This is a genomic window from Magnetospirillum gryphiswaldense MSR-1 v2, assembly GCF_000513295.1.
Taxonomy (GTDB): domain Bacteria; phylum Pseudomonadota; class Alphaproteobacteria; order Rhodospirillales; family Magnetospirillaceae; genus Magnetospirillum; species Magnetospirillum gryphiswaldense.
In genome coordinates, this window is record NC_023065.1 from 3,946,079 (window position 1) to 3,969,160 (window position 23,082).

Annotated in this window: 25 protein-coding genes; 9 read left to right on the forward strand and 16 right to left on the reverse strand. The window is 63.7% G+C overall.

Annotated features, from left to right (window positions below):
• Positions 1–59: 59 nt before the first annotated feature.
• Positions 60–1,202, forward strand: coding sequence for a dual-specificity RNA methyltransferase RlmN (gene rlmN, locus MGMSRV2_RS18890; RefSeq protein ID WP_024081983.1), 1,143 nt, complete (start codon positions 60–62; stop codon positions 1,200–1,202).
• 38 nt (positions 1,203–1,240) lie between these two features.
• Here the strand turns inward: rlmN and argB are convergent, their stop codons facing one another.
• The 6 genes from argB to rpmH form a co-directional block, all read right to left on the reverse strand.
• Positions 1,241–2,161, reverse strand: coding sequence for an acetylglutamate kinase (argB, locus tag MGMSRV2_RS18895; RefSeq protein ID WP_024081984.1), 921 nt, complete (start codon positions 2,159–2,161; stop codon positions 1,241–1,243).
• Positions 2,158–2,739 (reverse strand): ribosome biogenesis GTP-binding protein YihA/YsxC, encoded by a 582-nt coding sequence (gene yihA / locus MGMSRV2_RS18900; protein WP_024081985.1) that lies wholly within the window; start codon positions 2,737–2,739, stop codon positions 2,158–2,160. The genes argB and yihA overlap by 4 nt, the downstream gene beginning before the upstream one ends.
• Before the next feature lie 80 nt (positions 2,740–2,819).
• On the reverse strand, positions 2,820–4,547 hold the full coding sequence (gene yidC / locus MGMSRV2_RS18905; protein ID WP_024081986.1) for a membrane protein insertase YidC: 1,728 nt from the start codon (positions 4,545–4,547) through the stop codon (positions 2,820–2,822).
• A complete protein-coding gene (gene yidD / locus MGMSRV2_RS18910) occupies positions 4,544–4,822 on the reverse strand; it encodes a membrane protein insertion efficiency factor YidD (RefSeq protein WP_024081987.1) in 279 nt (92 codons plus the stop codon). The genes yidC and yidD overlap by 4 nt, the downstream gene beginning before the upstream one ends.
• Positions 4,819–5,241: a ribonuclease P protein component gene (rnpA, locus tag MGMSRV2_RS18915; RefSeq protein WP_024081988.1), complete on the reverse strand. Its 423-nt coding sequence runs from the start codon at positions 5,239–5,241 to the stop codon at positions 4,819–4,821. The genes yidD and rnpA overlap by 4 nt, the downstream gene beginning before the upstream one ends.
• Positions 5,242–5,253: 12 nt before the next feature.
• Positions 5,254–5,388, reverse strand: a complete 135-nt coding sequence (gene rpmH, locus MGMSRV2_RS18920) for a 50S ribosomal protein L34 (RefSeq protein WP_041633803.1) — start codon at positions 5,386–5,388, stop codon at positions 5,254–5,256.
• Between the two features lie 158 nt (positions 5,389–5,546).
• Between rpmH and MGMSRV2_RS18925 the strand changes: the two genes are divergently transcribed.
• The 4 genes from MGMSRV2_RS18925 (at position 5,547) to MGMSRV2_RS18940 (ending at position 9,062) form a co-directional block, all read left to right on the forward strand.
• Positions 5,547–6,311: a methyltransferase domain-containing protein gene (locus tag MGMSRV2_RS18925; protein WP_024081989.1), complete on the forward strand. Its 765-nt coding sequence runs from the start codon at positions 5,547–5,549 to the stop codon at positions 6,309–6,311.
• 102 nt (positions 6,312–6,413) lie between these two features.
• Positions 6,414–7,991, forward strand: a complete 1,578-nt coding sequence (locus MGMSRV2_RS18930) for a tetrathionate reductase family octaheme c-type cytochrome (protein ID WP_024081990.1) — start codon at positions 6,414–6,416, stop codon at positions 7,989–7,991.
• On the forward strand, positions 7,984–8,634 hold the full coding sequence (locus tag MGMSRV2_RS18935; RefSeq protein WP_024081991.1) for a cytochrome b/b6 domain-containing protein: 651 nt from the start codon (positions 7,984–7,986) through the stop codon (positions 8,632–8,634). Before MGMSRV2_RS18930 ends, MGMSRV2_RS18935 begins: the two co-directional genes overlap by 8 nt.
• A 29-nt stretch (positions 8,635–8,663) precedes the next feature.
• Positions 8,664–9,062 (forward strand): DUF2141 domain-containing protein, encoded by a 399-nt coding sequence (locus MGMSRV2_RS18940; protein WP_234016438.1) that lies wholly within the window; start codon positions 8,664–8,666, stop codon positions 9,060–9,062.
• Here MGMSRV2_RS18940 and MGMSRV2_RS21530 read toward each other — a convergent pair whose 3' ends face one another.
• Together MGMSRV2_RS21530 and MGMSRV2_RS18945 are read right to left on the reverse strand one after the other, a co-directional pair.
• Positions 9,063–9,236 (reverse strand): hypothetical protein, encoded by a 174-nt coding sequence (locus tag MGMSRV2_RS21530; protein WP_024081993.1) that lies wholly within the window; start codon positions 9,234–9,236, stop codon positions 9,063–9,065.
• A 15-nt stretch (positions 9,237–9,251) separates the two neighbouring features.
• Entirely contained in the window at positions 9,252–9,635 is a 384-nt protein-coding gene (locus MGMSRV2_RS18945) for a hypothetical protein (RefSeq protein ID WP_024081994.1), read from the reverse strand.
• A gap of 183 nt (positions 9,636–9,818) precedes the next feature.
• Between MGMSRV2_RS18945 and MGMSRV2_RS18950 the strand changes: the two genes are divergently transcribed.
• Positions 9,819–10,673: a hypothetical protein gene (locus MGMSRV2_RS18950; protein ID WP_024081995.1), complete on the forward strand. Its 855-nt coding sequence runs from the start codon at positions 9,819–9,821 to the stop codon at positions 10,671–10,673.
• A 77-nt stretch (positions 10,674–10,750) separates the two neighbouring features.
• Here the strand turns inward: MGMSRV2_RS18950 and MGMSRV2_RS18955 are convergent, their stop codons facing one another.
• Both MGMSRV2_RS18955 and alaS read right to left on the reverse strand, forming a co-directional pair.
• Positions 10,751–11,041, reverse strand: a complete 291-nt coding sequence (locus MGMSRV2_RS18955) for a hypothetical protein (RefSeq protein ID WP_024081996.1) — start codon at positions 11,039–11,041, stop codon at positions 10,751–10,753.
• A 122-nt stretch (positions 11,042–11,163) separates the two neighbouring features.
• Positions 11,164–13,809, reverse strand: coding sequence for an alanine--tRNA ligase (alaS, locus tag MGMSRV2_RS18960; RefSeq protein WP_024081997.1), 2,646 nt, complete (start codon positions 13,807–13,809; stop codon positions 11,164–11,166).
• A gap of 104 nt (positions 13,810–13,913) precedes the next feature.
• Here alaS and MGMSRV2_RS21250 point away from each other — a divergent pair, with 104 nt between their 5' ends.
• Positions 13,914–14,324 carry a hypothetical protein gene (locus MGMSRV2_RS21250; RefSeq protein ID WP_024081998.1) on the forward strand — a complete coding sequence of 137 codons (411 nt, stop codon included), beginning with the start codon at positions 13,914–13,916 and terminating at the stop codon, positions 14,322–14,324.
• 106 nt (positions 14,325–14,430) lie between these two features.
• Here the strand turns inward: MGMSRV2_RS21250 and MGMSRV2_RS18970 are convergent, their stop codons facing one another.
• Genes MGMSRV2_RS18970 through hisN form a run of 5 tightly spaced genes read right to left on the reverse strand, consistent with a single transcriptional unit; the run spans position 14,431 to position 20,721 of the window.
• Positions 14,431–16,044: an ABC transporter ATP-binding protein gene (locus tag MGMSRV2_RS18970; protein ID WP_024082000.1), complete on the reverse strand. Its 1,614-nt coding sequence runs from the start codon at positions 16,042–16,044 to the stop codon at positions 14,431–14,433.
• Entirely contained in the window at positions 16,041–17,057 is a 1,017-nt protein-coding gene (locus MGMSRV2_RS18975; RefSeq protein ID WP_024082001.1) for an ABC transporter permease, read from the reverse strand. The genes MGMSRV2_RS18970 and MGMSRV2_RS18975 overlap by 4 nt, the downstream gene beginning before the upstream one ends.
• Before the next feature lie 2 nt (positions 17,058–17,059).
• Entirely contained in the window at positions 17,060–18,148 is a 1,089-nt protein-coding gene (locus MGMSRV2_RS18980; RefSeq protein ID WP_024082002.1) for a microcin C ABC transporter permease YejB, read from the reverse strand.
• A gap of 3 nt (positions 18,149–18,151) precedes the next feature.
• Entirely contained in the window at positions 18,152–19,948 is a 1,797-nt protein-coding gene (locus MGMSRV2_RS18985) for an extracellular solute-binding protein (RefSeq protein WP_024082003.1), read from the reverse strand.
• Positions 19,945–20,721 (reverse strand): histidinol-phosphatase, encoded by a 777-nt coding sequence (gene hisN, locus MGMSRV2_RS18990; RefSeq protein WP_024082004.1) that lies wholly within the window; start codon positions 20,719–20,721, stop codon positions 19,945–19,947. The genes MGMSRV2_RS18985 and hisN overlap by 4 nt, the downstream gene beginning before the upstream one ends.
• Before the next feature lie 131 nt (positions 20,722–20,852).
• Here hisN and MGMSRV2_RS18995 point away from each other — a divergent pair, with 131 nt between their 5' ends.
• Entirely contained in the window at positions 20,853–21,599 is a 747-nt protein-coding gene (locus MGMSRV2_RS18995; protein ID WP_024082005.1) for a 3-deoxy-manno-octulosonate cytidylyltransferase, read from the forward strand.
• Entirely contained in the window at positions 21,596–22,465 is an 870-nt protein-coding gene (locus MGMSRV2_RS19000; protein ID WP_024082006.1) for a prephenate dehydratase, read from the forward strand. The genes MGMSRV2_RS18995 and MGMSRV2_RS19000 overlap by 4 nt, the downstream gene beginning before the upstream one ends.
• Here MGMSRV2_RS19000 and MGMSRV2_RS19005 read toward each other — a convergent pair.
• A complete protein-coding gene (locus tag MGMSRV2_RS19005) occupies positions 22,446–23,081 on the reverse strand; it encodes a TetR/AcrR family transcriptional regulator (RefSeq protein WP_024082007.1) in 636 nt (211 codons plus the stop codon). The genes MGMSRV2_RS19000 and MGMSRV2_RS19005 overlap by 20 nt on opposite strands.
• Position 23,082 lies beyond the last annotated feature (1 nt).

Below are 23,082 nucleotides of genomic sequence, written 5' to 3' on the forward strand. Positions count from 1 at the left end.
ACAGCGGCAATTTGCGGCAAGGATTGCAATTTCGCCCCTGAATCCTTAAGTATCGCGCCATGAACGACAGCAGCCAAAAAACCAACCTGATCGGGCTTTCGCGCGACCAATTGACCGCCGAAATGGCGTCCATCGGCGAGAAGCCGTTTCGCGCCAAGCAGCTGTGGCATTGGCTGTACAATCGCGGCGAAACCGATTTCCTCAAGATGACCTCGATTTCCAAGGTCATGCAGGAACGGCTGGCCGAACGCTACGTGGTGCGCCGCCCGCTGGTCGAGCGCGAACTGACCAGCGTCGACACCACCCGCAAATGGCTGCTGAAGTTCGACGACGGCAACGAGGCGGAAACCGTCTACATCCCCGATGAAGACGAGCAGCGCGGTGCCGTGTGCATTTCGTCGCAGGTGGGCTGTACCCTGACCTGCAAGTTCTGCCATACCGGCACCCAATTGCTGGTGCGCAACCTGACCGCCGCCGAAATCGTCGGCCAGTTCATGCTGGCGCGCGATTCTTACGGCGAATGGCCGACGCCCGACGACACCACCCGGTTGCTGTCCAACATCGTCATGATGGGCATGGGCGAGCCGCTTTACAATTTCGACAACGTCGCCACCGCGCTCAAGATCATCATGGACGGCGAGGGCATCGGCATCTCGCGCCGTCGCATCACGCTGTCCACCTCGGGCGTGGTGCCGATGATGGGCCGGGCCGGGGCCGAGTTGGGGGTCAATCTGGCCATCTCGTTGCACGCCGTCACCGACGAAGTGCGCAACCAGATCATGCCCATCAACAAGAAATATCCGCTGAAGGAATTGATGCAGGCTTGCCGCGATTATCCCGGCGCCTCCAACGCCCGGCGCATCACCTTTGAATACGTCATGCTGAAGGGTATCAACGACAGCTTGGCCGATGCGCGGGAATTGCTGCGTCTGGTCAAGGGGCTGCCGGCCAAGTTCAACCTGATCCCGTTCAATCCGTGGCCGGGCTCGGACTACGAATGTTCGTCCATGCGGGACATCCGCGCCTTTTCCGACCTGATCCAGGATAACGGCTATTCCGCCCCCATCCGCAAGTCGCGTGGGGCCGACATCCTGGCCGCCTGCGGCCAGTTGCGCTCGGAAAGCCAGCGGCAGAAATGCTCGCGTCTGAACGAGCGGGTGGCGGCGGGCATCGCCGACGACCACCACATCCCGGCTGCTTAAACAAAACGGCGGTCCCCGCCAAGGGACCGCCGCTTTCGTCAATCGGCCTTGATCAAGGTGCCGACGCCGTGGGGGGTGAACAATTCCAGCAGCACCGCGTGCGGTACCCGTCCGTCCAGGATGACGGCGGCTTCCACGCCCTGGGTGACCGCTTCCAGGCAGGTTTCCACCTTGGGAATCATGCCGCCGGAAATGGTGCCGTCGGCGATGTAGCCGGCCACTTGGCTGGCGGTCATTTCCGGGATCAGATTGCCGGCCTTGTCGAGCACGCCGGGCACGTCGGTCAGCATGATCATGCGCCGGGCGTTGGTGGCGGCGGCGATGGCGCCGGCGGCGGTGTCGGCGTTGATGTTGAAGGTCTCGCCCGCATTGCCCATGCCCACCGGCGCGATCACCGGGATGACGTCGGTCTGCTGGAACACGTCGAGGATATGCGGGGTGATTTCCGCCGGTTCGCCGACGAAGCCCAAATCCAGAATCTTCTCGATATTGGAATCCGGGTCTTTCTTGGTGCGGCGCAGCTTGCGGGCGCGGATCAGGTGGCCGTCCTTGCCCGACAGGCCGACGGCGAAACCGCCGGCTTCGTTGATGGCCGAGACGATCTGCTTGTTGATCTTGCCCGACAAGATCATCTCCACCACCTCGACGGTGGCTTCGTCGGTGTAGCGCAGGCCGTCGACGCGCGGGGTCTGGATGTCCAGGCGCTTCAGCATGACGTCGATCTGCGGGCCGCCGCCATGGACCACCACCGGATTGACGCCCACTTGCTTCAACAGCACGATGTCGCGGGCGAACAGACGGGCCAGATCGTCGGATTCCATGGCGTGGCCGCCGAACTTGATGACCACGGTCTCGTCCGAATACTGACGCATGAACGGCAGCGATTCCGACAGGGTCTTGGCCCGCTCCAGCCAGGCGGCGCGGTCTTGCAGGATGTCGGGAGTCTCAGGCGTGGTCATGGTGCCGTCTCCGGGTTGGCCAATTGCAGGATTTCAGCCCTCAGCTCGGGGATGCCGATGCCCTTTTCCGAGCTGGTCAGGATCAAGGTGGGATAGGCGGCGACGCGTTTGGAAATCTCGGCCTGGGTGCGTTCCTGCACCGCCTTGACTTCCGCCGCGTTCAGCTTGTCGATCTTGGTCAGCACCACCTGATAGACCACCGCCGCCTTGTCCAGCATGTCCATCATCTCGCGGTCGTTGTCCTTGAGGCCGTGGCGCGAATCCACCAAGAGGATGCAGCGGCGCAGGGTCGGGCGACCGCGCAGGAAGCCCTTGATCAGCCGGGTCCAGGCATCGACCTTGTCCTTGGGCGCGCTGGCGAAGCCGTAACCGGGCATGTCCACCAGGATCAGGCGGCCATTGACGTCGAAGAAGTTGAGCTCTTGCGTCCGCCCCGGCGTGTTCGAGGTGCGGGCCACCGTCGAACGTCCGCACAGCGCATTGATGAGCGAGCTTTTACCAACGTTGGAGCGCCCGGCGAAGGCCAGTTCCGGCAGACCGAAGGGCGGCAGGGTTTCCAGGTCGACGGCACCACGCATGAAGGTGATGTCGCGGGCGAACAGCAGACGACCGGCCTCGATCAGGCCGGCCGTCGCCGCGTCGTTTTCAGCCCCGGCGTTCAGGGCTTGACCCCGTACTTACGCATGATCACCCATTGCTGCGCGATGGACAGGATGTTGGACCACGCCCAGTAGATCACCAGACCGGCGGCGAACTGGCCGAGCATGAAGGTGAAGACCACCGGCAGGAACATCATCATCTTGGCTTGGACCGGATCAAGCGGCTGCGGGTTCAGCTTCTGTTGCAGCCACATGGTGGCGCCCATGATCAAGGGCCAGACGCCGATATGCAGGAAGGCCGGCAGATACAAGGCCGGGTCCCAGGGGATCAGGCCGAACAGGTTCATGATGGTGGTGGGGTCTTGGGCCGACAGATCCTTGATCCAGCCATAGAACGGCGCATGGCGCATTTCGATGGCGACGAACAGAACCTTGTAGAGGGCGAAGAACACCGGAATCTGGATCAGGATGGGCAGGCAGCCGGAGACCGGATTGACCTTTTCCTTCTTGTAAAGGGCCATCATCTCCTGTTGCAGGCGCACCTTGTCGTCGCCGAAGCGTTCCTGCAGCGCTTTGACCTGCGGCTGCAACAGCTTCATCTTGCTCATGGAGGCGTAGGACTTGTTGGCCAAGGGGAACATGATGCCCTTGATCAGCACGGTCAGGGCCAGGATGGCCAGACCCATGTTGCCCAGGCCGGAATTCATCATCTTGAGCAGATAGAAGAACGGCTTGGTCAGGAAGTAGAACCAGCCGAAATCGATGGCCAGATCGAAACGCTCGACCCCGAACTTTTCGGTGTAATGGTCGAGCAGCGACACCAGCTTGGCGCCGGCGAACAGATGGAAGGTGGTCTCGGCGGCGGCACCGGGGGCGACGACCTTGGCCGCGCCGGTGAAATCCACCTGATAGCGGTCGGCATTGTCGGCGCGCTGATGAACGAAACGACCGGTCAGCTCTTCCTTCTGGTCGGGGACCAGGGCGGTCAGCCAGTACTTGTCGGTGATGCCGATCCAGCCGCCGGTGGTCTTGTTGCGCTCGGTCGACAGCTTCTTCAGGTCGTCGTACTTGTGTTCCTTCAAGGTGCCGTCGAACACGCCGAGCGGGCCTTCATGCAGGATGTACATGCCCTCGGTCTTGGGCGTGCCGGTGCGCGAGATCAGGCCGAAGGGGTGCAGGGTGACCGGCTTGGTGCCGTAATTCTCCACCCGCTGGGCGATCTGGAACATGTAGTTTTCGTCGACGCTGACGGTGCGGACGAAGCGCAACCCGTCGCCGTTGTCCCAATTCAGCACCACAGTGCTGCCGGGCGACAATTCGTTGCCTTGGGCCACGCTCCACACCGTGTCGGGGCCGGGGGTCTTGATGCCGGCATCCACCGGCACCCAGCCGAATTCGGCGTGATAGGGGTGGGCGGCGCCGGTGGGCGACAGCAGCTCGATTTCCTTGGAGGTCGGATCGGCGGTCTCGTGATAACCGGCCAGGGTCAGATCATCCAGGCGGGCGCCGGTCACCGATAGCGAGCCATGCAATGTGGGGGTGTTGATGCGGATGCGCTTGGCCGTGGCCAAAGCATCGGTCCGGCTTTTCACCGCCATTTGGGCGGCGGTCTGGACCGGGGCGGGCACGACGGCATCGCCGCTGGTGGGTACCGGCGGGGTGCCGGCGGCGGTGGTCGCCGGGGCGCTTTCCGGCGCCGGAGTCTTGGAGGGGAACAACCACTGGAACCCGAACAGGATCAGGACCGAGAGGGCAATGGCGAGAAACAGGTTGCGCTGTTCGTTCATGGCGTCCTATCCGAAGGCCGGGACGGATCATCGCCGCCGCAGGCCTTGCACTTCGGTTCGGGGACTGGATCATAGCCCCCATCGTTCCAGGGATGACACCGGCACACCCGCGTCACCGCCAGCCATGTCCCCCTGACCGCCCCGTGCTTGGCCAATGCCTGGAGGGCATAGGCGGAACACGAAGGGGTGAAGCGGCAACTCGGCGGCAGCACCGGCGAGATCAGCAGCTGGTAGGCGCGGACCAGCCCCGTCAGCAGCCACGCCACGGGACTCATGAATCCGGTCTTTCCCCGTTGGTCGTCGTCAGCGCGGATGGTTCCGCCGTCGACAACGCACCGACACGTTTTAGCGCGGTTCGCAAATCCTGCAAGAGAAGAGAATATGCACGATCGACAGTTTCCCGCCGACCGATGACCACATAATCCAATCCGGGGCGGGCAAGAGCGGGAAAAAGCTCGTCCACCGCCGCCTTCAGTCGGCGCCGGGCGCGATTGCGCGCGACGGAGTTACCGACCTTTTTGGAACACGTAAAGCCGATGCGGATGGCATCGGCTTCTTGTGCGGGCATGTCCGGCGGCCCGTCGGGCCGTGGCGCCACTTGCAGAATCAGTCCTGGGGCCGCCCATTTCTTGCGCTGACCAGCGACCCGAAGAAAATCCGGGCGCTTTTTTAACCGGGCCAGCGAAACGGGCATGGCCTGTCAGGCTTAGGCCGACAGACGCTTGCGGCCCTGGCGGCGGCGGTTGGCGATGACCTTGCGGCCGCCAACGGTGGCCATGCGCGCGCGGAAGCCGTGGCGGCGGGCGCGGACGAGCTTGCTCGGCTGAAAAGTGCGCTTCACGTCGGATACTCCAAAACATCGGTCTACAGAAAACGGAAGCCGCGCTTATAAGCCGAAGCGCCGCCCTGAGTCAACGGCTTCGGCCTGGGAATAATCCTAGATGTGCGATTCCGTGTGCGCTTTTATGCTGATCCCCTCGAAAAAGGGAGAGTGAAGCCATGGCCTGGGATCCCAAAGTATACGCTGCCTTCGCCACCCCGCGTCTGCGCCCGGCGCTGGACCTGCTGGCCCGCATCGAGGTGGAAAATCCGGCCCGGGTGGTCGATCTGGGATCAGGGACCGGCAACGTCACCCGTCTGCTGGCGGCGCGCTGGCCGCAGGCCCAGGTCGCCGGCATCGATTCGTCGGCGGAGATGCTGGCGGCGGCGGCGGAACAGCCCAGCGCCATCAGCTGGAGCCAAGCCGATGCCGGCACCTGGACGCCCACCGCTCCGGTGGACGTGCTGTTTTCCAACGCGGCCTTGCACTGGCTGGACGATCACGAAAATCTGTTCCCGCGCTTGGCCGGCTTCATCGCCCCCGGCGGCACCTTGGCGGTGCAGATGCCGCACAATCATTATGCCGCCTCGCACGGCGTCATGGCCGAGGCGGCCGAGGCCGGGCCGTGGGCGACGGTGCTACGGCCCTTGGCCCGGCGCTTTCCCGTCGGCAGCCCGGATTTCTATTACGACCTGCTGGCGGCCAAGGCGCGGCGGCTGGATATCTGGGAAACCGAATACCTGCACGTATTGGACGGCGACGATCCGGTGGTCAAATGGACCATGGGCACCGCTCTGCGCCCGTTGCTGGACGCATTGGATGCCCCGTGGCGCGCGGGCTTTCTGGCCGAATACACCCGCCGCATCGCCAGCGCTTATCCGCGCCGCGCCGACGGCAAAACCCTGTTCCCGTTTCGCCGGCTGTTCATGGTGGCGGATTTTTGAATCCACCATTGCCGAATCGCAATGTTGACGCACCGCACCCTCCTTTAGATATCGGGAATACATGTTTGTCGCCGGTATCGGCGGCAGGGCGGAGCGCAATAGATGCAACGACTATTCATTTCCATCGGGCGGTGGCTGCTGCCGCTGGTGTTGGCCGCCTTGCTGCCGGCGCAGGCTTTGGCGTCATCCACCGCCGATCATAGCAAGTTCGAGGCGCTGAAGGGGCCGTTCGCCTCGGCCCCCGAGGTAACCAAGGCCTGTCTGGCCTGCCACACCGAAGCGTCGCATCAGGTGATGAAGTCCATCCACTGGAGCTGGGACTTCACCAATCCCGACACCGGCAAGCGTCTGGGCAAGCCCAGGACCATGAACAGCTTCTGCGGTTCGCCCCTGTCCAACGAGCCGCGCTGTACCTCGTGCCACGCCGGCTATGGCTGGACCGACGCCCGCAAGCAGCCGGAACCGGTTCAGGAAAACGTCGATTGTCTGGTCTGCCACGACCGTTCCGGCGGCTATAAGAAGGTGGCCACCGATGCCGGCCATCCGCTGTACGAGCCGCGGACCATGGGTGGCAAGACTGTGATGCCGCCCGATCTGGCCAAGGCAGCGCGGAGCGTCGGTGATCCGGGCCGCGACAATTGCGGCGCCTGCCACTTCAACGGCGGCGGCGGCGATGCGGTCAAGCATGGCGACCTCGACACCTCGTTGATCAAGCCCAGCCGCAAGCTCGATGTGCACATGGCCGCCGATGGCGCCAACATGACCTGCGCCACCTGCCACACCTTCAACGATCATATTCCGTCGGGGTCGCGCTACGACACCACCGCCAAGGATCCCCACGGGCTGGACCTGCCCAAGGACGACCACAACCGGGCCACCTGCGAATCCTGTCACGGCGACACCCCGCACCGCGAAACCAAGCTGAACGACCACACCGACCGGGTGGCCTGCCAGACCTGCCATATCCCGGAATTCGCCCGCGGCGGCATCGCCACCAAGACCTTGTGGGACTGGTCGACCGCCGGTCGCAAGGACGAGAGCGGCAAGCCGATCTTCCTCAAGGACGATCACGGCCATTTGAAATACTCGGCGGAAAAGGGTGATTTCGAGTACGGCGAGAACGTGCGGCCGACCTATCACTGGTTCAATGGCGTCACCGATCAGGTCAATCTGACCGACAAGATCGACGATGGCGGCATTCTGCGGCTGAACACCTTGCACGGTGATGCCAAAGACCCCAAGGCGCGTATCTGGCCGTTCAAGGAAATGCGCGGCAAGCAGCCTTATGACCCGGAATTGAAGACACTGGTGGTCAACCACGTCTTCGGGTCCGACGACAGCGCGTTTTGGACCAATTTCGATTATCCCAAGGCGATCAAGTTCGGCATGGATTACGCCGGATTGCCGTGGAGCGGCAAGATCGGCTTCATCGAAACCCGCATGACCTGGCCGATCACCCACATGGTTGCGCCCAAGGAAGACGCGGTGAAGTGCGGCCAGTGCCACACCAGGGGCGAGGATGGTCGTCTGGCCGCCCTCACCGATTTTTACCTGCCCGGACGCGATTCCGTCCGTTGGCTCGACATCCTGGGGTATCTGGCCCTGGGCGGCGCCCTTGCCGGCGTGCTGCTCCACGGTCTGGCTCGCATGGTCATGAACAGGAAGACCCGCCATGATTAAACGCGATGTGATGATCTATACGCGCTACGAGCGCTTCTGGCACTGGTCGCAGGCGGTGCTGATCTTCACCCTGTTCTTCACCGGGCTGGGGATTCACGGCACCCATTCAATGCTCAAATTCGGCCAAGCGGTGACCCTCCATACCTATGCCGCCTATGCGCTGATGGGATTGTGGGTGTTCACCACCTTCTGGAATTTCACCACCGGCCAATGGCGGCAATATCTGTTCAAGAAGGGGATACTCAAGGTCATCCGCTTCTACGCCTACGGCATTTTGGTGGGCGAGCCGCACCCCTATAAAAAGTCGCTGCAACGCAAGCAGAACGCCCTGCAATCGCTGGCCTACATGACCTTCATGGTGATCATCGGTCCGGCGCTGTGGCTGACCGGTCTGCTTTACCTGTTCTACAACGCATGGGCCGGGCAGCCGTGGTCGGGCGACGCGCTGTGGCTGGTGGCGGTGTTGCACACCGTGGCCGCCTTCGCCATGGGCACCTTCGTCATCATTCATATCTATATGACCACCACCGGCAAGACGCCGCTGCATTACGTCAAGACCATGATCACCGGTTATGACAAAGTGGAATTGTCCGAGGTGGAAGAGGCCTATCTGGCGGAAACCAAGACGGTGGATATGCGATGAGGACGGGAAAATACAGGGCCTTGGCCTGGGTGGCCGTGGTGATCGGCGGCGTCGGCTCGGCCCGGGCCGGTGATCTGACCGTCATCCTGGACGGCGTCGCCCACGATCAGGGCGGCTTGCGTGTCGGTCTTTATGATCGGGCGGAAAGTTTCCGCAAGGAAGACCGCGCCGTCGCCATCCGCACCGCCGCCGCCAGTCCGGGGCAAGCCAGCATCGGCTTCGGCCAAGTGCCGGCGGGACGCTATGCCATCATGGCCTATCACGACGAAGACGGCGACGGCGGCCTCGACCGCTTCATGGGCATGATCCCGACCGAGGGCTATGCCCTGTCCAACGACCCCGAGGTGTCGGGGCCGCCGGCCTTCGACGAATGCGCCTTCGACATTCCCGCCGAGGGCCGGGCCATCACCCTTAAATTGCGCTATTGATTATTGCAGCAAGGCGGCCCTGGCGGCGGCGACGGCGCGGCGGGCTTCGTCCAGCAGGCCACGCTTGCTGATCAGGGCGGCTTCAATGGGCAGGGAAAAATCGTTGGCTCGTTCCAGCAGGGCGAAAGCCCGACTGATCATGCGGCCCGATTCCACCAATTGTTCGGTGTTCATGACACAACCCTCCCGCTAATCGCTCCGCTTTTGCTTGCGGTAGCCACTTTTGTGCAAAACCTTCTTCAAGTCTTCCCAGGCGGCATAGATTTCCGCTGCCTGGGTGCCGGCCAGGGCATCGCCGCCCAGGCGGAAATATTGCTCGGCCATGCGCATCTGCGCCGGCAAGTCCTGGGCCGCCTGACGCACCGCGTCTTGTGACAGCGCCTGTTCGCGTTGGGCCAGATAGGCATGGATTTCCGCCAGTTCGGCTGGGGAACAGGCCTGCCGCAAGGTGGCGCCGATTTCCGGGGCGTCCTTGTCCAGGCTGCCCACCAGTTCCGCCCGCCCGCGTTTGATCGCCGGGTCGTAAACGGTGCGAATCAGTTGGATCACCTTGGCGCGTTCGCGAAATTGCATGACTGCCTCCGGCCTGTATGCGGCCCGTTAGTGGTCATTATGGTGCGCCAATATCGTCCGCATAGCAAGACCGTTTTTGGGCCGTACAGACTGTGCGCATCATACCAAGGCCATAAGGATTAGACTTGGCATGATGTGTCACTGTAGGGGGGCCGGATTGACCGGATGCTCAGGTGCGCGCCCATGCACAAGCCGCCGAATGTTGCCCTTGCTGATGAGAACACCGCTCCCGCCCGGTCCAAGACCGGGGGGCGCTGTCGCGCCAATTGGGAGCCGGCCTTTCGCCATTTTCTCACTGTGCTGGAACGGGCGTCCAGCAACGGACAGATTTCGCTGGATCAGGTCCAGCGTCTGGCCGCTGCTTTTCTGAAGGCAGAAGGCCCGGTGGCCGAGTTGTTCTCCCGTTCGGAAATCTCCTGCCGCGATGCCTTCATCGCCGCCGATCTGGAACGCAAGCGTCAGGATCATTTCGGTCGGCTGATCGCCCAGCCGTTTTCCGACTTGTTCGGCAATGGCGCCCATGGCCTGGAGCGGCGGCAATTGCCGCAATTCTTCACCGCGCTCAAGATGATCCTGGGTGACGAGATGTATGCGGATTTACGCAGCCGGGCCAAATTGATTGCCGAAACCTATCGCGGCGAGGATGGCGGCATCGATTGGGAACACTTTCACGCCGACCGCCGCTCTGTCCAGATTTTGGATCGGGTGCGCCTGGGGGTGGCCAAAAGCTTTCATCGTTTCGACCCGCGCAAGGATTGGTTTTTGCTGGTGATGAACCAGAATCCGACCACGGTATCGCTGGGGTCAAATACCTTCGTCGCCAAGACGGCGCAAGAGCGTGAGGCGCATCATTTCACCGAACGGCACATGCTGCGTCTGTTTGACGCCCTGTTCGCCGGTTGCGACCCCAAGGCGCTGAGCCCCGAGCGCAAGAACGCGCTGACCCAGGTGGGCGGCAACGATGCCATCGACCGTATCGGCCAGTTCCGCCACAACGTCCGCATGGCGTTGCTGCGGCTTGGTGGCAATGCCGCCTGAAGAGATAAACGCGGCAATGCCGCCTGAATGAAAAAAGGCCGGGTTTCCCCGGCCTTTACTTTATGTGGATCGAAGGATCAGTCGCGGCCCTTTTTATCGCGCTTGTCCTTCTTATCCTTTTTGTCCTTATCCTTGCCATGGCCGCGCTTGTCGTCATCCTGGCGATGGTCCTCGGAGCGTCCGTAATTGGGCGAATCCTTCGAGCCCTTGGCTTTGCTTTCACCCCCGGCGGCCTTGTTGATCTGGTCGGTGGCAGCCTGGGTGGCGGCATCCTTGGCCGCCTGGGTCAGGACATCGCTGGCGCTTTGGGCGGCGGCGGGCGATGCGACCAGCAAGGCCAGGGCAGCGGCGGTGAGCAGAATCTTCATGAAAATCTCCGGTTGAACCCCAATAGACGCGAAAGCTTCGCGCCGATTCAAACCGGCGTAAAGAGATGCAAAAGTCGGAGATGGGAAACGGGCGGCTCCGAACGGAGCCGCCCGTTGCAGGATCAGCCGGCCAGGGCGGCGGCGATCTTGTCGACCGCGTCCTGGGCCTTATCGGCATCGGGACCACCGGCCTGGGCCATGTCGGGACGGCCACCGCCGCCCTTGCCGCCCACCGCTTCCGAGCCGATGCGGACCAGATCGACGGCGGAATGCTTGGCGGTCAGATCATCGGTGACGGCGACCACCACCGAGGCCTTGCCGCCGTCATTGGACACCAGCACCACCACGCCCGAGCCGATCTGTTTCTTGATCTCGTCGGCCATGCCCTTCAAATCCTTGGCCGGCACGCCGTCCAGCACCCGACCGGCATAGGTGATGCCGTTGATCTGGGTGGTGGCGGCACCGGCACCGCCGCCGGTGGCCAATTGCTTGCGGGTTTCGGAAAGCTCGCGTTCCAGTTTACGGCGGTCTTCCACCAACTGGGCGATGCGGGCCGGCAGTTCCGCCGGGGCCGCCTTCAGCGCCTGGGCGGCGCGGGCCAGCAATTCTTCCTGTTCGTTGGCCCAGGCCAGGAAGGCCGGACCGGTCACCGCCTCGACCCGGCGGACACCGGCGGCGACGGCGCTTTCCGACAGGATTTTGAAGCCGCCGATATCGCCGACGCGGCGCACATGGGTGCCGCCGCACAATTCCACCGAGAACGGATTGGGCCGGCTGTCGTCGCCGCCCATGGAGACGACGCGCACTTCCTCGCCGTATTTTTCGCCGAACAGGGCCATGGCCCCGGCCTCGATGGCGTCGTCGGGACTCATCAGCTTGGTCACCACCTCGCGGTTCTTGCGAATCTGGCGGTTGACCTCGGCCTCGACCAGACGGATTTCGTCGGTGCTCAGGCCCTTGGGATGGGCGAAGTCGAAGCGCAGGCGGTCGGGGCCAACCTGGCTGCCCTTCTGCGTCACATGCTCGCCCAAGGCGTCGCGCAGGGCCTGATGCAGCAGGTGGGTGGCCGAGTGGTGGCCGCGGGTGGCATCGCGGCGGGTTTCATCGACGGCGAAATGGGCATCCTCGCCCACCGCCACCGGACCACCTTCCACCTTGCCGACGTGGACGATCAGGTCGCCCAGCTTCTTCAAGGTGTCGGTGACGACGATACGGGCCTTGCCGCCGGCGACGCTGATCACGCCGGTATCGCCCATCTGGCCGCCGGATTCGCCATAGAACGGCGTCTGGTTGGCGACCACCATGACTTCGTGGCCGGGATGGACGGCTTCCACCGCCTTGCCGCCCTCGACCAGGGCGACGATCTGGCCCTCGGCGCCGATGGCGTCATAACCCAGGAATTCGGAGGCGCCGGTCTTTTCCTTGATCTCGAACCACAAGGTTTCAGTCGCCGCCTCGCCCGAGCCCGACCACGCCTTGCGCGCTTCCGCCCGCTGACGGTCCATGGCGGTGGCGAAGCCGTCGGTATCGACGCCGATGCCCTTGGCCTTCAGCGCGTCCTCGGTCAAATCCAGCGGGAAGCCGTAGGTGTCGTACAGCTTGAACGCCACCTCGCCGGCCAGCTTGGCGCCGGGGACCAGATGGGTCAGTTCGTCGTCCAGCAGCTTCAGCCCCTTGTCCAGGGTGGCCTTGAAGCGGGTTTCCTCCAGCTTCAGCGTCTCGGTGATCAGGGCGCCGGCGCGGCCCAGTTCCGGGTAGGCTTCGCCCATCTGCTTGGCCAGGGCGGGGAACAGACGCCACAGCAAGGGTTCGGTGCAGCCCATCAGATGGGCATGGCGCATGGCCCGGCGCATGATCCGGCGCAGCACATAGCCGCGGCCTTCATTGCTGGGCAGCACGCCGTCGGCGATGAGGAAGCACGAAGAGCGCAGGTGGTCGGCGACGACGCGATGCGACACCTTGTAGGGGCCGTCGGCATCGGTATTGGATTCGTGGGCCGAGGCCTCGATCAGGGCGCGCAGCAGATCGACGTCGTAATTGTCGTGCTGGCCTTGCAGCACGGCGGCCAGACGCTCCAGCCCCATGCCGGTGTCGATGCTGGGCTTGGGCAGGGGCAGGCGGGTCTGCTTGTCCACCTGCTCGAACTGCATGAACACCAGATTCCAGATTTCGATGAAACGGTCGCCGTCCTGGTCGGGGCTGCCGGGCGGGCCGCCGGCAATCTTGTCGCCGTGATCGTAGAAGATTTCCGAGCACGGGCCGCAGGGGCCGGTATCGCCCATGGACCAGAAATTATCGCTGGTCGGAATACGGATGATGCGGTCGTCCGAGAACCCGGCCACTTTCTTCCAGATGTTAAAGGCCTCGTCGTCGTCGTGATAGACGGTGACCAGCAGCTTGTCCTTGGCTAGGCCGAATTCCTTGGTGATCAGGTTCCAGGCCAACGCGATGGCGTCGTCCTTGAAATAATCGCCGAACGAGAAATTACCCAGCATCTCGAAGAAGGTGTGATGGCGCGCGGTATAGCCCACATTGTCGAGATCGTTGTGCTTGCCGCCGGCGCGCACGCATTTCTGCGAGGTGGCGGCGCGGACGTAATCGCGTTTTTCCACCCCGGTGAAGACGTTCTTGAACTGCACCATGCCGGCATTGGTGAACATCAGCGTCGGGTCGTTGCGCGGCACCAGCGGGCTGGACGAAACCACTTCGTGACCATTCTTGGCGAAATAGTCGAGGAAGGCGCGGCGGATGGTGTTGGCAGTTTGCATGGGACCTTCGCTTAGGTTCGGCGTCTTTGGGATCGGCATCTGGGACGAACGAGGTTTTTACCCTTGATTGGCCTTTGCTGTCCAGTTGGGCTACACTGCCCTGCATGCGTGTATACAAACTGATCCTGCCCGCCCTGGTTCTGTTGGCCCTTCCGGCCCATGCCGCCCCCATCCGCTGCGGCGATGACGGCGAGGGCGGCGCCTGCGTCTGGGGTCGGGTCGAGGGCTATGACGGCGGTTCGGTGCAGATCAGGGGCTTGACCGTCCATGTCGCCGGCATCGTCGTGCCGCCGCGCCGCGATCTGTGCCAGAACAAGACGACCAAGAGCACCTTTGACTGCGCCAAGCCGGCGCGCAAGCGCATGGGCGAATTGCTGTCCAAGGGGGTGGCCTGCGACATTCTGGAATGTGGCCGGCGGCACCATCCATGGCCGCTGCGTGGTGGCCGAGGGCGATCTGGGACAAGCGCTGGTGGGGGCAGGGGTGGCGCGGGCCGACAAGAACGGGCCGTATGAACCCGATCAGACGACGGCCCTGGCGGCCAAGCGTGGCTTGTGGGCCGCCGACATGCTTATCCCCAAGGATTGGGAAGCCATCAGGAAAAAGGGTGAATAGCGGCGATCACGCCTCGATCGCTTCCATCTGGAAGGCCGCCGCCATCAGCGCCTTGGTATAAGGGGTTTGCGGATCGGTGAAGATGGTCTGGGCCGGGCCGTGTTCGACCACCCGGCCATCCTTCATCACCATCACCTGATCGGCCAGGGCGCGCACCACCCGAAGATCATGGCTGATGAACAGATAGGCGATGCGGTGGCGGGCCTGGATGTCGCGCAGCAAATCGACGATCTGGGCCTGGACCGAGACATCGAGCGCGCTGGTCGGTTCGTCCAGCACGATCAGCTTGGGCTTCAAGACTAGGGCGCGGGCGATGGCGATGCGTTGGCGCTGACCGCCGGAAAATTCATGCGGGAAGCGGTCCTGGGTGTCGGGGTCCAGCCCGACTTCGCGCAAGGCATCGGCGATCAGGGCGCGGCGTTCGGCGCCTTTGCTGCCGATCTCATGCACCTCCAGCCCCTCGCCGACGATTTGGCCCACCGACAGCCGGGGCGACAGCGAGCCATAGGGGTCCTGGAACACCATCTGCATGTGCCGGCGCAGCGGGCGCAGGGCGCCGGGGGCCAGACCGTCCACCGGCTGGTCGCCGAAGCGGATGGCGCCGGTGGATTGGATCAGCCGCAACAGCGCCAGCCCCAAGGTGGTCTTGCCCGAGCCCGATTCGCCCACCACCCCCAGGGTGTGGCCTTGGGTCAATTGTACGGAGATACCGTCCACCGCCTTGATGTGGCTGGTGGTGCGGCGGAACAGGCCGGTCTTGATCGGGAACCACACCTTGAGGTCGTCGCATGCCATCACCACCGGGGCGGCGCTATCGGCCTTGGGCGGCTGGCCCTTGGGTTCGGCGGCCAGCAGTTTTTGCGTATAGGGGTGGGCGGGGCGGACGAAGATGTCCTCGGTCGTCCCGGCTTCGACCACCAGCCCTTGGTGCATGACGCAGACGCGGTCGGCCATCTTGCGGACGATGCCGAGATCGTGGGTGATGAACAACAGCGCCATGCCCAGGCGCTTTTGCAGATCCTTCAAAAGCTTCAGGATTTGCGCCTGGATGGTCACGTCCAGGGCCGTGGTCGGCTCGTCGGCGATCAGGATGTCGGGCTCGCCGGCCAAGGCCATGGCGATCATCACCCGCTGGCGCTGACCGCCCGACAATTCGTGCGGCAGGGCGTCAAGCCGGCTTTCGGCATTGGGGATGCCGACCAGATGCAGCAAGTCCAGCACCCGGTCGCGCTTGGCGGTGCCGCGCAGGCCCATGTGCAGTTCCAGCACCTCGCCCACCTGTTGGGCGATGGAATGCAGCGGGTTGAGGGACGTCATCGGTTCCTGGAACACCATGGCGATGCGGTGGCCACGGATGTGGCGCAAGATGGGTTCGGGGGCGCCGACGATTTCCTGGCCCTGCAAGCTGATGCTGCCCGACGGGTGATGGGCGCGCGGATAGGGCAGCAATTGCAGGATGGACAAGGCCGTCACCGACTTGCCCGAGCCCGATTCGCCCACCAAAGCCAGGGTCTGGCCCGCCTCCAGGGTGAAGCTGATGCCCTTGACCGCCTCGACCCGGTCAGGACCATGGCCGAAGCTGACGGAAAGGTTATCGACGCGCAGCAAGACTTCGGTCATGACGTTTTCCTGGGGTCAAAGGCATCGCGCACCGCTTCGCCGACGAAGATCAGCAACGACAGCAGCGCCGCCACCACGATGAAACCGGTCAGGCCCAGCCAGGGGGCATGCAGATTGGCTTTGCCCTGGGCCAGCAATTCGCCCAAGGACGGCGAGCCGGGCGGCAGACCCAAACCAAGGAAGTCCAGCGCCGTCAGCGACACGATGGAGCCATTGAGGATGAACGGCATGAAGGTCAAGGTAGCCACCATGGCGTTGGGCAGCACGTGGCGGACCATGACGCGGGCGTCATTCATGCCCAGGGCCTTGGCGGCGCGGACATAATCGAAATTGCGCCCGCGCAGGAACTCGGCCCGGACCACGCCGACCAGCGAGGTCCAGGAAAACAGCACCAGCACCGCCAGCAGTGTCCAGAAGCCGGGCGCGATCATCGAGGCAACGATAATCAGGATCAGCAATTGCGGCAGCCCGCCCCAGATTTCCAGGAAACGCTGGCCAACCATGTCGACGCGCCCGCCGAAATAGCCCTGCACGGCGCCGGCGGCGATGCCGATCACCGTGCTGACTAGGCTCAGCGCCAATCCGAACAGCAAGGACAGCCGCAAGCCATAGATCAGCCGGGCCAGCACATCGCGGCCCTGGTCGTCGGTGCCCAGCCAGTTCTCGGCATCGGGCGGGGCCGGGTGCGGGCGGACACGGTCGAAATTGATGGTGCTGTGGTCGAAGCGGATGATGGGCCACAGCGCCCAGCCCTTTTCCGCGATCTTGGCGGCGACATAGGGGTCGCGGTATTCGGCCCAGGTCTTCAAATCGCCGCCAAAAACGGTTTCCGGGTAATCGCGGACGATGGGGAAATACCAGCCATTATCATAGCGGACGACGATGGGGCGGTCGTTGGCGATCAGTTCGGCGGCCAGGGTGAGGACGAACGCGACCAGGAAAATCCACAGCGACCACCAGCCGCGGCGGTTGCGGCGAAAGGCGTCGAGACGGCGTTGGGTCAGCGGGCTCATGCTCACACCGGACGGCTGGAAAAGTCGATGCGCGGATCGACGTAGTGATAGGTCAGGTCGCTGATCAGGTTCAGCACCAACCCCAGCAGGCTGAACATGTAAAGGGTGCCGAACATCACCGGATAATCGCGGTTGGTCACCGCCTCGAAGCCCAACAGGCCGATACCGTCCAGGGAAAAGATGATCTCGATCAGGATGCTGCCGGCGAACAGGATGCCGACCAGAGCCGATGGGAAGCCGGCGATGACCAGCAGCATGGCGTTTCTGAATACATGGCGGTACAGCACCTGATTTTCGCTCAGGCCCTTGGCCCTGGCGGTGACCACGTATTGCTTGCCGATTTCTTCGAGGAAGGAATTCTTGGTCAGCATGACCAGTCCAGCAAAACCGCCGATGACCAGGGCGGTGACCGGCAGGGTCAGGTGCCACAGGTAATCCTTGATCTTGCCCCAGGCGCCCAATTGGTCGAAATCCACCGAGGTCAGGCCGCGCAGTGGGAACCAATCCAGATAGCGCCCGCCGGCGAAAACGACGATGAGCAGGATGGCGAACAGGAAGCCGGGCACCGCATAGCCGATGATCACCGCCCACGAGGTGGCGATGTCGAAGCTATTGCCGTCGCGCCTTGCCTTGGCGATGCCCAAGGGGATGGAGACCAGATAGATGATCAGGGTGCTCCACAGCCCCAGCGACACCGAAACCGGCATTTTCTCGATGATGAGATCGATCACCGACACGTCGCGGTAAAAGCTTTTGCCGAAATCGAAGCGCAGGTAATTGCCGACCATACCGATGAAGCGTTCATGTGCCGGCTTGTCGAAACCGAATTGCTTTTCGATCTCGGCAATGAATTTGGGGTCCAGTCCCTGGGCGCCGCGATAGGCGCCGCTTTGGCCGCGCGGCGCCTGCACCTCGCCGGCCCCGGCGCCGCTGATGCGCTGGGTGGTGCTGGCCGCTTGGCCTTCGATGCGGGCGATCATCTGTTCCACCGGCCCGCCCGGGGCCATCTGGGCGATGACGAAATTGATCAGCATGATGCCCAGCAAGGTCAAGGGCATCAGCAGCAGGCGGCGTAGCGCGTAGGCCAGCATGGCTTATTTCCCCCCGGCGTTCTTGGCCCACAGGGCATGCATCTGCCAACCCTGCATGGGCACCACGTCGGGCTGGCCGAATTTGTCCCACAAGGCGACGCGGATAACCGGCGAGTGCCATTGCGGGATGACGTACCAGTTCCACAGCAACACCCGGTCGAGCGCCCGGGTGGCGGCGACCAACTGGCGCCGGTCGGGGGCGGCGATGACCTTGTCGATCAGGGTGTCTATGGCCTTGTTGCGGATGCCGCCCACATTGCGGCTGCCCGGCTGATCCGCCGCTTCGCTGCTCCAGTACATGGATTGCTCGTTGCCCGGCGACAGCGACTGGCCCCAGGACATGACGATCATGTCGAAGTCGAATTCACGCACCCGGTTGACGTATTGGGTGGGGTCGACGGTGCGGACATTGGCGTCGATTCCCAGGCGTTTCAGGTTGCGGGCAAAGGGCAGGGTGATGCGTTCGAAAGCAGGGGAATTGAGCAGGATTTCAAAACGGAACGGCTGGCCGCCGGCATCCACCAGCTTGCCGTCGACCACCTGCCAGCCGGCCTGCTCCAGCAGGGCCACCGCCCGGCGCAGATTGGGGCGGATGCCCAGGTTCGGGTCGGTGGGCGGGCTTTGGTATTCCTGGCTGAACACCTGCGGCGGCACTTGGGCGCGCAAGGGTTCCAGCAGCGCCAGTTCGTCGGCCCCCGGCAGGCCCTTGGCCGCCAGTTCGGAATTGTCGAAATAGGAATTGGTCCGCGCGTATTGGCCATAGAACAGGTTGCGGTTGGCCCATTCGAAATCAAAGGCCTGGGCCAGCGCCTCACGCACGCGGACGTCGCTGAACAAGGGTCGGCGCAGGTTGAAGGCATAACCCTGCATGCCTGAGGGCATGGCATGGCGGAATTCGCGCAACACCGCCTTGCCGGTCTTGACCGCGTCCCAGTCGCTGTAGCCGGTGGCCCATTTCTTCGATTCGTTTTCCAGGCGCAGATCGTATTCGCCCGCTTTCAACGCTTCCAAGGCGACGGTGGCGTCACGATAGACGTCATAGCGGATGCGGTCGAAATTATAGCGGCCCCTTTGCGTCGGCATGTCCTTGGCCCAATAATCCGTCACCCGCTCATAGGTGATGAAGCGGCCCGGCTCGAACTTGCCGACACGGTAGGGACCGCTGCCCAAGGGCGGCACCAGTGTCGTCTCGTCGAAGGTCTTACCCTGCCAGTAATGCTTGGGCAGGATCGGCAATTGCCCCAGGATCAGCGGCAATTCGCGGTTGTCGCCGGGCTTGAAGCTGAACTTGACCCGGCGCTCGCCCAGCTTTTCCATCTTATCGACGCCGGCGTAATAAAAGCGGTAATGGGGGGCGCCCTTGGTCCGCAGGGTTTCCAGCGAGAAAATCACATCGTCGGCGGTGATCGGCTGGCCGTCGTGCCAACGCGCCTGCGGGCGCAAGGTGAAGATCACCCAGGCGCGGTCGGGCGGGGTTTCCACCGTCTCGGCGATCAGGCCGTATTCGGAAAACGGCTCGTCGGCGGCGGAATCCATCAGCGTGTCGAAGGGCAGGGCGGCGCCGTCGGGGGTCTGGCCCTTGGTGATGAAGGGGTTCAGGGAATCGAACGGCCCCTGATCGGCCAGCCGCAACTCGCCGCCCTTGGGGGCATCGGGATTGACGTAGTCGAAATGGGTAAAATCACTTGGGTATTTCAGCGTGCCATGCATGGCCAAGCCGTGCTGGGGCTGGGCCCGCGCCGAGGTGAAAAGGGCGGGGCCGGCCAACAGCATCACGCAGATGGCGAAAAAAAACCTCATCCGCGCAGCACCTCAAGCGCCAGCGCGTGCAGGCGGGCATCGCCGGCGGCGCAGATGGTGCCGGGGGAATCAATGGTGACCGCCCGGCCCTGCCAGTCGGTGACTTTGCCGCCGGCATTTTCGATCACCGGCACCAGGGCGCAGTAATCGTAGGGCTTCAATCCGGCCTCGGCCACCAGATCGACGAAGCCGGTGGCGACCAGGGCATAGGCATAACAATCGCAGCCATAGCGCGGCAGCTTGACGCGGGCGGCGATGCGGTCCCAACCGGGGCGGGTGGCATCGTCGAAATATTCCGGCCCGGTGGTATAGGCATACGCCTTGGCCAGGGCATCGCAAGGCCGGGTGCGCACCGGGACGCCGTTCAAGGTGGTGGGGTGGCCAACACCGCCGATCCAGCGTTCGTTGGTGATGGCCTGATCGATCACGCCCAAGATGGGCACGCCGTCCTTGCACAGGGCGATCAGGGTGCCGAAGCTGGGCTTGCCGGTGATGAAGGCCTTGGTGCCGTCGATGGGATCGAGCACCCAGACATATTCGGCGTCGCAATTCTCGCGCCCATGTTCCTCGCCGAAAATGCCGTGCTCGGGGAAGCGGGCCTTGATGAGGACGCGCATGGCCGCCTCGGCCTCGCGGTCGGCGATGGTCACCGGGCTGGCATCGGCCTTGTCGTCGACGTCGACGGGGGTGCGGAAATACTGGCGGATCACCGGGCGGGCGGCGTCGGCCAGAGCGTGGGCCAGGGCGATGAAGTGGTCGGGACAGGCGGTCATGGCGTTTCCTGGTCTGGGTCCGACGGCGATTTTGGCCTGAATTGCCGGCGAAGGCCAGAGCCCATAAGACGGTTCCCCGCCCGCGCCCACCGTTATATGGTGGCCACAGACCTTTTGCCGGAGCCGGCCCCATGTCCAGCCTGAACCCCATCGTCATCATCCCCGCCCGCCTGCCCGCCACCCGGCTGCCGGGCAAGCCGTTGGCCGATATCCACGGCGTGCCGATGATCGTGCATGTGTGGCGCCGTGCCGTGGCCGCCGGCATCGGTCCGGTGGTGGTGGCCGCCGGCGATACCGAGATCGCCGAGGCGGTGCTCGCCCATGGCGGTAGCGCCGTGCTCACCGACCCCGATCATCCGTCGGGCTCGGACCGGGTATGGGAAGCGTTGGAAAAGGTTGACCCGGAACGCCAGTTCGGCGCCGTGGTCAACGTGCAAGGCGATTTGCCGACCATCGATCCGGCCATCATCCGCGCCGTGTTCGAGCCCTTGGACCATCCGGGCGTCGATATCTCGACCCTGGTGGCGGAAATCACCGTCGAAGAGGAGCGCAGCAATCCCAACGTGGTCAAGGCGGTGGTGGGCTTCGCCGACGAGGCCCGCATCGGGCGCGCCCTTTATTTCACCCGCGCCACCGCGCCTTGGGGCGACGGTCCGCACTACCACCATATCGGCCTTTACGGGTATCGCCGCGATGCGCTGCGCCGTTTCGTCGGTCTCAGGCAGGGGGTGCTGGAAAAGCGTGAGAAGCTGGAGCAATTGCGCGCCCTGGAAAACGGCATGCGCATCGACGCTGCCTTGGTTGACACAATTCCTCTGGGTGTCGATACTCCCGCCGACCTTGACCGCGCCCGAGAAATGCTGAAGCCCGCCCCATGACCACAGCGTCCGAACCCGCCAATTCCATCGCCTTCCAGGGCTTGCCCGGCGCCTATTCGCACAAGGCCTGCGTCGCCGCCTATCCGGCCATGGCGCCGCTGCCGTGCCCCACCTTCGAGGACGCTTTCGCCGCCGTACGCGAAGGCCGGGCGCGCTATGCCATGATCCCCATCGACAACACCCTGGCCGGGCGGGTGGCGGACGTGCATCACCTGCTGCCCTATTCCGGCCTCAACATCATCGGCGAGCATTTCGAGCGCATCAACCACCACCTGCTGGCGCCCAAGGGGGCCAGCCTGGACACCATCAAGACGGTGGAAAGCCATGTGCACGCCCTGGGCCAGTGCCGCAACCTGATCCGCCAACTGGGATTGACGGTGATCGTCGGCGCCGATACCGCCGGCGCCGCCAGCGAGTTGGCCAAGTCGGGCGACATCACCAAGGCGGCCATCGCCTCGGAACTGGCGGCCGAGATCTACGGGTTGCAATCGCTCAAATCCAACATCGAGGACGCCGAGCATAACACCACCCGTTTCGTCGTCCTCGCCCGTGACGCGGTCGAGCCCAACCCCAATCTTTCCAACGTCACCACCTTCGTCTTCCGCGTACGCAACGTGCCGGCGGCGCTTTACAAGGCCTTGGGCGGTTTCGCCACCAACGGCGTCAACATCACCAAGCTGGAAAGCTATCTGGTCGGCGGTGGTTTCGTCGCCGCGCAATTCTATGTGGACGTGGAGGGCCATCCGGCCCAGCGCAATCTGCGTTTGGCGCTGGAGGAGCTGGAATTCTTCAGCCACGAAGTCCGCATCCTGGGCGTCTATCCGGCCCACCCGGTACGCGCCACCTTCAAGGCGCCGGGGGAATAGCCGGGCCATAGGCCCGCAGCATGGTGTCCACCGCCATTTTCACCGTGCTGTCGACGCTGAAGATGGGATTGGCCGGCAGGTTGATCATGTCGCGGTGGAAACATTCGCCCCGCAGCATGCTGATGAACATGTCGACCACCCGGATGGTCGGGGCGTCATAGGCCAGCAGCCCTTGCGCCTTCATCTGCTCGAACACCTCGCCCACCCGCTGCTTGCCGCGCAACGGCCCGGCCTCGTACCAGGTTTGGGCCAGTTCCGGATGACGCGGCGCCTCGGCGATGACCATGCGATAGATGCCCATGACCTCGGGGCTGAGAAACAAGGTCATCAGCCGCAGGCCGATGGCGGTCAGGATAGCATGGGCGTCCTGGCCCTCGGGCACGGGCAGATTGGCCATTCCCTCGGATTGGTCGTCGCAACGGCGGCAGATGATCGCCCCGAACAAGGCATCCTTGCTGGCGAAATGGGCGTAGATGGTCGCCTTGGACACGCCGGCGCGAGCGGCGACCTCGTCGACGCTGGTGTTGGCGTAGCCCTTGTCCAGGAAACAGACCTGGGCGGCATCCAGCATGGCGGCGCGCTTGGCCGCCGATCGGGGGGTGAGAGGCTTGTTCATA

Bases quoted from the DNA above. Each gene is read 5' to 3' on its own strand.
- MGMSRV2_RS19000 (WP_024082006.1), top strand. From the start codon at position 21,596: ATGACCACAGCGTCCGAACCCGCCAATTCCATCGCCTTCCAGGGCTTG.
- MGMSRV2_RS18980 (WP_024082002.1), bottom strand. From the start codon at position 18,148: ATGCTGGCCTACGCGCTACGCCGCCTGCTGCTGATGCCCTTGACCTTG.
- rlmN (WP_024081983.1), top strand. From the start codon at position 60: ATGAACGACAGCAGCCAAAAAACCAACCTGATCGGGCTTTCGCGCGAC.
- yidD (WP_024081987.1), bottom strand. From the start codon at position 4,822: ATGAGTCCCGTGGCGTGGCTGCTGACGGGGCTGGTCCGCGCCTACCAG.
- MGMSRV2_RS18985 (WP_024082003.1), bottom strand. From the start codon at position 19,948: ATGAGGTTTTTTTTCGCCATCTGCGTGATGCTGTTGGCCGGCCCCGCC.
- MGMSRV2_RS18930 (WP_024081990.1), top strand. From the start codon at position 6,414: ATGCAACGACTATTCATTTCCATCGGGCGGTGGCTGCTGCCGCTGGTG.
- MGMSRV2_RS21250 (WP_024081998.1), top strand. From the start codon at position 13,914: ATGCGTGTATACAAACTGATCCTGCCCGCCCTGGTTCTGTTGGCCCTT.
- alaS (WP_024081997.1), bottom strand. From the start codon at position 13,809: ATGCAAACTGCCAACACCATCCGCCGCGCCTTCCTCGACTATTTCGCC.
- MGMSRV2_RS19005 (WP_024082007.1), bottom strand. From the start codon at position 23,081: ATGAACAAGCCTCTCACCCCCCGATCGGCGGCCAAGCGCGCCGCCATG.
- MGMSRV2_RS21530 (WP_024081993.1), bottom strand. From the start codon at position 9,236: ATGAACACCGAACAATTGGTGGAATCGGGCCGCATGATCAGTCGGGCT.
- MGMSRV2_RS18970 (WP_024082000.1), bottom strand. From the start codon at position 16,044: ATGACCGAAGTCTTGCTGCGCGTCGATAACCTTTCCGTCAGCTTCGGC.
- MGMSRV2_RS18995 (WP_024082005.1), top strand. From the start codon at position 20,853: ATGTCCAGCCTGAACCCCATCGTCATCATCCCCGCCCGCCTGCCCGCC.
- yihA (WP_024081985.1), bottom strand. From the start codon at position 2,739: ATGCGTGGTGCCGTCGACCTGGAAACCCTGCCGCCCTTCGGTCTGCCG.
- yidC (WP_024081986.1), bottom strand. From the start codon at position 4,547: ATGAACGAACAGCGCAACCTGTTTCTCGCCATTGCCCTCTCGGTCCTG.
- rnpA (WP_024081988.1), bottom strand. From the start codon at position 5,241: ATGCCCGTTTCGCTGGCCCGGTTAAAAAAGCGCCCGGATTTTCTTCGG.
- argB (WP_024081984.1), bottom strand. From the start codon at position 2,161: ATGACCACGCCTGAGACTCCCGACATCCTGCAAGACCGCGCCGCCTGG.
- MGMSRV2_RS18945 (WP_024081994.1), bottom strand. From the start codon at position 9,635: ATGCAATTTCGCGAACGCGCCAAGGTGATCCAACTGATTCGCACCGTT.
- MGMSRV2_RS18935 (WP_024081991.1), top strand. From the start codon at position 7,984: ATGATTAAACGCGATGTGATGATCTATACGCGCTACGAGCGCTTCTGG.
- MGMSRV2_RS18975 (WP_024082001.1), bottom strand. From the start codon at position 17,057: ATGAGCCCGCTGACCCAACGCCGTCTCGACGCCTTTCGCCGCAACCGC.
- MGMSRV2_RS18955 (WP_024081996.1), bottom strand. From the start codon at position 11,041: ATGAAGATTCTGCTCACCGCCGCTGCCCTGGCCTTGCTGGTCGCATCG.
- MGMSRV2_RS18925 (WP_024081989.1), top strand. From the start codon at position 5,547: ATGGCCTGGGATCCCAAAGTATACGCTGCCTTCGCCACCCCGCGTCTG.
- hisN (WP_024082004.1), bottom strand. From the start codon at position 20,721: ATGACCGCCTGTCCCGACCACTTCATCGCCCTGGCCCACGCTCTGGCC.
- MGMSRV2_RS18950 (WP_024081995.1), top strand. From the start codon at position 9,819: ATGCACAAGCCGCCGAATGTTGCCCTTGCTGATGAGAACACCGCTCCC.